A 7,292-nucleotide genomic window follows, 5' to 3' on the forward strand; every position below is an offset into this window, starting at 1 on the left:
TGCTCGGAAGTTAGGCTGCGCTCGCGGACCTCGCTTGCGTGCGCCGCGCAGCTACCCTGACGATACGCTCCGAGCGAGAAGATAACGCGCTCCCGGATTGTGCGTGATCGTTTGTCGCGAGAGCCTAGTAGGTCACCAGCGAATTACATCGGCCGACAGGAGACGGCAGAATTGACTTGCGTCGGATTTCGGCAGCCTTCTGCCGCACGATGACAACCGGTGCATCCTCTCCTTCAGAGAACGGACCGGACGCTACCGAAATGCGCTTGTCGGCATGCAGGATCTGATACGGTGCGTACAGCGTATCGATGATTTCTCCATGCAGCGTCGTCCTCGTGAAGCGCCCCTCAGCTTCATCGCCTGTCCTGAACCAGAGCATTCCGTCTGCTGAAACAACCGGCGTGGAGTGACGCAGCACTCGTCGAGGTTGTGCTGCATTAGACGCATCATGCAATTTGCGTTCAAGTGTCGCGTCGTTGTAGCCGCTACTCTGTCCTTCGATCATCCGCGTTCGCCCGGCCGAGGACAGCGTGTCGATCCAGCCGCGATATGGAGGTGTCGAGAGACGCTTGAACGATGTGTCGTACACTTCGATCCTTTCATCGGCGATCGTCACGAAGCCATTCTCGCAGACGGCCACTGCGCGAACACTCGTCATCGGAACCTTGATCGACGCTCCGCGATTACCCGCTCGTACCTGCAGTTCGCGTGACAATGGCAAGTTGAATTGCCTGAACCTTCCGCCCCGATCGCTCAGGTACAGAATATTCTGAACATCGAGAGCGCCGACTGCTGAGGAGAAGTTCATCATCGGACGATGCAACATCACCATCGACCCATTGGCAAACTGCCCCTGCACTGAATTTAACCCGGTCGTCGCAGCGAGCTCGGCGATCCGTTCGACTCTGGCAAACTTGAGTTTCGAGTCGAAGATCGACAATCGTCGTAAGGATCCGTCGTAGACGCCAATAGAATCTCCGCGCAAACGCAGTATTCGCGATCGCGCCGTGAACTCGCCCGGACCGCCGCCCTTTCGACCCGCTGCCGCGACGAAGCGTCCAGTAGAGTTGGCAAGCACGATGCGGGGCTCGTATTGATCGCCGAACAACACCGAGCCATTCGGGAGCATCGCCACTCCTGCGAAGTAATCGAATGGCATCTGTTCGCCCTGCGCACCACGAAGCGGAACGACAATGACGGAATTCCACGACTTGACTCGCGCGGCGGATTGCAACGCGGACTGCGCGTTCGCTGCCGAAGCGCCGGCGAGGAGCATCAGACCAGTGGCAACATTGAATACTCGCGCAACCATCGTCGCCTTCATCGTCTCTCCCATTTGTTATTCACTGGCATGCCCCGGAATCCGTCGCCGCGTCCGCGACGCGCCCTTTCTCGTGCCTGCGCATACGAGTTGCGCTCTGCAGCCGCAACGCTCGGCGTTACTCCGGCGGCGTGGCTTCGACGGCGAGCGTCCTCGAGGTCCACTTGTCGGGACGTGCTCCCATCTCGAGGAGATGCTTTCGGAACACCAGGGCTGAGCCGCTCAACGCGTCGGTTTTCACGAACGCAATTGGCAATCCTGGTTCAGCACCGTAAACAGGCTCGGCTTGGAAACCGCGTGACCGCAGCAGCGCTGCAACGTCGCGAGCAGATGCGTCCGGATTCTCCACGACAAACCCAAGGGCTGCGCTGGGGTTGCCGAGTGTAGCAAGCATTTGCGGTTGCGGGTGGTTGATGATTGTGCCATTGGAAAATATCGTGCGCTGCACTGCTTTTGAGTCGGCCCGGAACCGCGGGTCGTGTCCGTGCAGCTGCATGATTTCCTCCAGGACGATCAACCCCGCCTCGGATTTCGCGGTGAACACGTGATAGTCTCGATCGGGGAACGGCAGCGGATTGCGGTCGTTTGCCACAGCCATCGCCCATAGCATCACCAGAACGGTCACGACCGGTACCGCGACGACAAGGATGGTGGGAACGCGGGTGGTGGCCGTGAAGATTCTCATCATTCCGCTTCGATCAGGTGAAGGCTTGTGTCCGACAACGACCGGCTCGGACGTGGTTTGGAGAACAACAAGAGTATCGTCCCGCGCTTCCGAAGACTACTTCTGCGGCGAGAACTCGAACGGCAGTTGCATTAGTTGCCGCACCGCTCGTCCGTTCACCGTGGCCGGCGAGAACTTCATCTGCGCGAGTGCCGTCTTCACCGATTCGGTGAACAGCGGATCGGCTGAGCGAAGCACCTTCAGCGAGCTCATATCGGCCGTACCGTCGGCGTTGATGATCACTTGTGCGACCACCGTTCCCTGGACGCCCGCGGCGCGCAGCGTGGGCGGATACACTGGCCCTACGGCACCCGGCGCAATGGCCGCCTGCTGGTCGAGCGTAGACCCCGAGCGAGCCCGCGGCGGCACCGGTGACACGGCCCCGACCTCACCGAGCGAGAACTGAAACGGCTGCTGCGCGAGCTGTTTCACGGCGCGTCCACCCACCATCGCCGGCATGAACTGCATCTCAACCAACGCTGCGCGCACCGCCTCGGCGAAGAGTGGATCGGCGGTCCGGAGCACCTTGAACGTCGCCATATCGACCTTGCCGTCGGTGTTCACCACGAACTGCGCGAGTACCGCGCCTTCGACACGCGCCGCGCGCAGCGACGCGGGATACATCGGCCCCTTACTGCCCGGCGCCATCATGGCCGGCTTCTCCACCTGAAAATCGAAGTACGGCTTTCCCTCTGGAATGCTGACCGGTTTGTCGGCCACGATCGGCGCGGTCGACTGCCGCGCGGCGGCGGGGGCGGGTCCCATGAGGTTGTCACTCACGCGATTCGAACACGCGGCCGCAAGCGCGAGCGCGGCAACGGCACCGGCCATGAGGGCCTGAGTGATCGGGCGTCGGGAAGGCGCAGAAGTCATGACAGTGATTCTCCGGGCGAGTTGTGAACGGGAATGGGCGAGCATGGGCGCGAAGCGGGCGGAGCTGCCGCGTTGCGCGATGAGCAGCAGCAGCTTCGCGTATCGCTGGCGGTCGGCGACAGCGAGCAGCGTGCGGGCGTCACAGTCCACTTCCATGGCGAGGCGCAGTCGGCTGGTGATGAACCAGAGGCCGGCGTTCCATGGGGCGATCGTCGTGGCGGCCACCGACAGCCACACCAGCCACGGGTCACGAGCCAGCCGGTGTTCGCGTTCATGACGCAGCACGAGCGCGCGCAACGAAGCATCGAGATCGAGCAGCCACGCGGGAATCACGATGTGCATGTCGCGAAGTCCGATCACGGCGGGTCCGAGCGAGTCGGACACGAGCACGTCATCACCATCGACGGTGTGTCTGATGGCGCGGTGGCGGATGCGGTGCAACACGATGACCGCGCGTGCCATCTGCACCAGCATGACCGCACTGACCACGCCCCACACGGCCAGCAACACGACGTCGATATGCTGGAACAGCAAATCGAAGAGCGTGATCGGAGCATCGGCAAGCGGCGCGGTCACCGGTAACACGTTGCCCATGTGCACGCCGCCGTCGTCGCGCGTGGGTCGCGTGAGGAACAGCCACGCCATCGGTGGCCACGCGAACGCCACTCCAAGCGCGCCAAGCCACACCGCTCGAGTGGGACGGTGCGCGGCGCGGAGCAGGCGCTCTGCACCCATCGCTGCCACTCCTACGAGCAGCGCAAATACCGTGGCGGCCAGCATCCACAGGCCGATCATGCGTCTCCCTCCGGTCGCGCCTTGAGCTTGCGGGCAAGCTGCTGGAGTTCGTCGGCGGACACCCCGTGCTCGTCCACGAGCTGCGCGATCAGCGCGCTCGGCGAGCCGGCGAAGAGATTGGCCATGAGTCGCGACAGGGCGTTGCGCTGGGCCGTCTGCCGCTCCACGAGCGGGAAGTACCGGTGGGCGCGACCTTCCTCTTCGTGTCGCACGAAGTACTTGGCCTCGAGATTCCGCAGCACGGTGAGCACGGTCGTGTAGGCGAGAGGGTCACCCAGATGATCCCGCACTTCGGTGACCGTACCGGATCCGAGCTCCCAGAGCGAGGACATGACGTCGAGTTCGCGATCGCCGAGCGTGGAGTCGTTCACGTGGGGATGGGGACGCAGGTGATTGGGTGGCGCCGGTCGCAAGAAGCTTGGGACATGGCAAGGCGACTACGATGCTGTTAATACTATGCAGATAGTAGTACTAGTTGTCAACTAGGGAGGTAGTAGCATCATGCAACGGGTGTCGGCACGATTGCTGCGCTCACGGCGCCCTCGACTTCGATGCTGACGCCGGACCACACCGCGCCCCAGGAGCACGGCGAGATGATTCATGCAGCTGCCGTCCCGCCCGAGGAACCGTCCACGTTGCCGCGTCCCGCGTTCGATGCCTCAGCGCCGCTGCAGTTCGTCATCAACGGCAAGGCGGGGAGCTCCGACTCGGACGCGACGCATGAGGCGATCACGTCGGAGCTACGGTCAGCCGGTCGCACGGGGCGTGTATGGTTCGCCGGCCACGGCGAGCTCGAGCGCGTCTCGCGCGATGCCGCGGCGCAGGCCCGGAGCGAAGACTCAGCTGTGGTGGCAGTGGGCGGCGATGGGACGATCAATACGGTGGCGCAGGTAGCACACGCTACCGGTTGCACGATGGGAGTTATTCCCGAGGGCACCTTCAACTTCTTCGCGCGCGAACACGGCGCACCAACGGAGATCGCCGAGGCGTTGCGCTGGTTGCTCATGGCACGACCGGAGCCGGCACAAGTCTCGGCCATCAATGAACGGCTCTTCCTCGTCAACGCCAGCCTGGGCGTGTATCCGGAGCTGTTGCAGGATCGCGAACGCTGGCAGGCGCGGTTCGGTCGCAGTCGCGTGATCTCCCTCGGTGCGGCGATCGCCACCCTGCTGCGCGCACAGCGTCCGCTCCGCCTGCGCGTCGCGTGGGAGAAGCAGCAGCGCGAGCTACGCACCCTCACCCTGTTCGTCGGCAACAATCGCCTCCAACTTGAGAAGCTCGGCCTCGTCGACACCGCTGCGCCGGAAGGCAGCGAAACGGCCCGCCTGACGGCGGTGATCCTGAAGCCAATCGGGGCCGTGGCCATGCTAGGACTCATGCTGCGCGGCGCGATGGGCCAGTTGGGCAGCTCCAGCGGCGTCGAACACTTTCCCTGCCACGAACTCGTGATGGAACCGGCGTCCGCGTTGCGCGGGCGCACGGTGAAGGTCGCGTTTGACGGCGAGGTGGCGTGGATGCGATCGCCGATCGTGATTCGCGTGTTGCCCACGCCACTCTGGCTGCTCAAGACGCCGCGGTCGATTGACTCGTGACGAGCGACGCGTGACGCGGTCCGTGCGCCGCTTCAGAGCGGTCGTCGTGTTGCCCGCCGCATTCCTCGTAACACTCTTCGGCGAACTGCTCGCCAGCTGCTCGAGCGGACCGACGCCCAATGCGCGACGGATGCGTCCCGGACCAGCCGCGACGTTCGACTCGAGTAGCATTCGCCACACGGTGCTCCTCATTGGCGACGCGGGCGCAGTGCGTCGTGACGATGCGGTACTCATCGCCTTGCGGCGCATGGCCGACGAGGCGCCGCCCACGACACTCGTCGTTTTCCTTGGCGACAACCTCTACGAGGCCGGGCTTCCATCGGGCGATGGTCCCGACATCGAACAACGCAGGGACGTGTTACGCGCCCAGCTCTGGGCAGCGGGATCAGCACGCGCCTTGTTCGTCGCCGGCAATCACGACTGGAACGAGTATCGGAACGTCAGGAACGCCTGGAGCGAGGGCAGAGAGGCGGTGGTTCGTCAGGCAGCATTCATTGCCCGCCAAAGCGCTGGACGCGCGTTGTTCCTCCCCGCGGCCGGCTGCGCGGGCCCCGCCGAGTTTCCATTCGGGACTGCACGCGACGCGCTCCGCGTGATCGCCATCGACAGCCAATGGTGGCTGACGGCGCTCGAGCTGCCGCCGCCGAGCGCCGATGGTGCTGTACGTGATTCCGGGTGCACGGCGAATACGACAGCAGAGGCATCGCGCGAGCTGGAGCGCATGATCGCCGCGGCGCCGGAGCGTCCCACCATCGTCGTGGCGCATCATCCACTCGCATCGAACGGCAATCACGGGCATCCGATCCTCGGGTGGCCCTTCAACGCGCAGGACATCCCCAATCGGCGGAATGCGCGCTTCCGCACGGCGCTCGCGAGCGCGTTGGACAGCAACCGCGTGGTTCTTTATGCCTCAGGCCACGACCACGATCTGGAGCTGTTCAGCGGACCCGGCGCGCGCTTCACACTCGTATCTGGGGCCGGGAGCGAAGCCAAGGTCGGTCGATTCAAGGGTCGTCGCGGCTCCCCGCTGGCGCGCGAAACAGGGCCGGGATTCGCACGCATCGACGTGCTGCACGGCGGGCGCATCGCGCTTCGACTGGTGTCCATTCGCGACGGCCGTGCGCAGATGCGCGCCTGCGTGTGGATTGCCCCAGAAGAACTTGGCGGCCAGAGCTGCGATCTGAGGCCGTAGCAGGAGCATTGATCGGATCGGCCGTGGCGGGCCGCCGCATGGGCGTTGAGGCCATTCCAACAGCCACAACGTGCGACGAAACCGACCTGTGCATCGACCGTTTCGAAGAAGACGTCGCGGTCCGACGCCGCGTAGGCGGGCAGGCGAACCTGATCGCCCAGTCGACCAAGGAGCCGACCGCTCGCCGTGTCCGCGGCGACGTCGAACTCGAATCCCGGTGCAAGTCGGAGATACGGCGCTGAGCCGTATCGGGCCGCCAATACGCTCGTGCCACCACCGCGCAATCAACGCCGAGAGCGGATGACCTCGACCATGAGTTCGCGACCTCGATCGCGTCTTGCAACGATGATGGCGGTCAGCGCTTCGGCAACGTCGCTATCGGCAGCAGCGGCTCGTTCTGCGTCCAGCGGAGACACCCATGATCGCCGTGTCTGGTCTGCCTGAAGGTTAGCCGTTCGGCTGCAGTTCGCTCGACAGCGTGACACGCTGGAGATACTTGCAGCTGCCGCTGCGAACAACACTGACATTCTCTCGGGTCCACCGCGCGTAGCCGGGTGCTTCGACGACTATTGAATATGTCCCGGGGCGTTCGGCGGCCCCCACGTAGACTCCTCCACTAAGCGTCAGCGTCTCCCGGTAGTCACCATCCGTCACCCCCCTGTGTCAGGATAGTTGTCGCATGAGCGGTGCAAACGCATCGCCCATGTCGATCACCGGTCGGGGGTATGGAGTTGGTTCGCATGCAAACGTACAGTGCCGCCTTTAGGGCGCGGGTGGTGCAGCGGTTGATGGGCC

7 protein-coding genes are annotated in these 7,292 nt (G+C 64.0%); 3 read left to right on the top strand and 4 right to left on the bottom strand.

Annotation, left to right across the window (positions count from 1 at the left end; translation table 11 throughout):
* Positions 1–124: 124 nt before the first annotated feature.
* From RMP10_RS02605 to RMP10_RS02620, 4 genes are all read right to left on the bottom strand, one after another.
* Positions 125–1,324, bottom strand: coding sequence for a hypothetical protein (locus RMP10_RS02605; protein WP_310568914.1), 1,200 nt, complete (start codon positions 1,322–1,324; stop codon positions 125–127).
* Between the two features lie 115 nt (positions 1,325–1,439).
* Positions 1,440–2,009 carry a hypothetical protein gene (locus tag RMP10_RS02610; protein ID WP_310568915.1) on the bottom strand — a complete coding sequence of 190 codons (570 nt, stop codon included), beginning with the start codon at positions 2,007–2,009 and terminating at the stop codon, positions 1,440–1,442.
* A 93-nt stretch (positions 2,010–2,102) separates the two neighbouring features.
* Positions 2,103–3,713 (bottom strand): M56 family metallopeptidase, encoded by a 1,611-nt coding sequence (locus RMP10_RS02615; protein ID WP_310568916.1) that lies wholly within the window; start codon positions 3,711–3,713, stop codon positions 2,103–2,105.
* A complete protein-coding gene (locus RMP10_RS02620) occupies positions 3,710–4,084 on the bottom strand; it encodes a BlaI/MecI/CopY family transcriptional regulator (RefSeq protein WP_310568917.1) in 375 nt (124 codons plus the stop codon). The genes RMP10_RS02615 and RMP10_RS02620 overlap by 4 nt, the downstream gene beginning before the upstream one ends.
* 222 nt (positions 4,085–4,306) lie before the next feature.
* Between RMP10_RS02620 and RMP10_RS02625 the strand changes: the two genes are divergently transcribed.
* Genes RMP10_RS02625 through RMP10_RS02635 form a run of 3 tightly spaced genes read left to right on the top strand, consistent with a single transcriptional unit; the run spans position 4,307 to position 6,739 of the window.
* A complete protein-coding gene (locus RMP10_RS02625; protein ID WP_310568918.1) occupies positions 4,307–5,305 on the top strand; it encodes a diacylglycerol kinase family protein in 999 nt (332 codons plus the stop codon).
* A gap of 10 nt (positions 5,306–5,315) precedes the next feature.
* On the top strand, positions 5,316–6,497 hold the full coding sequence (locus RMP10_RS02630) for a metallophosphoesterase (protein ID WP_310568919.1): 1,182 nt from the start codon (positions 5,316–5,318) through the stop codon (positions 6,495–6,497).
* Positions 6,498–6,505: 8 nt separating this feature from the next.
* On the top strand, positions 6,506–6,739 hold the full coding sequence (locus RMP10_RS02635; RefSeq protein WP_310568920.1) for a hypothetical protein: 234 nt from the start codon (positions 6,506–6,508) through the stop codon (positions 6,737–6,739).
* The last annotated feature ends 553 nt before the right edge of the window (positions 6,740–7,292 follow it).

The sequence above is a fragment of the Gemmatimonas sp. genome (genome assembly GCF_031426495.1).
In the GTDB taxonomy this organism is placed as follows: domain Bacteria; phylum Gemmatimonadota; class Gemmatimonadetes; order Gemmatimonadales; family Gemmatimonadaceae; genus Gemmatimonas.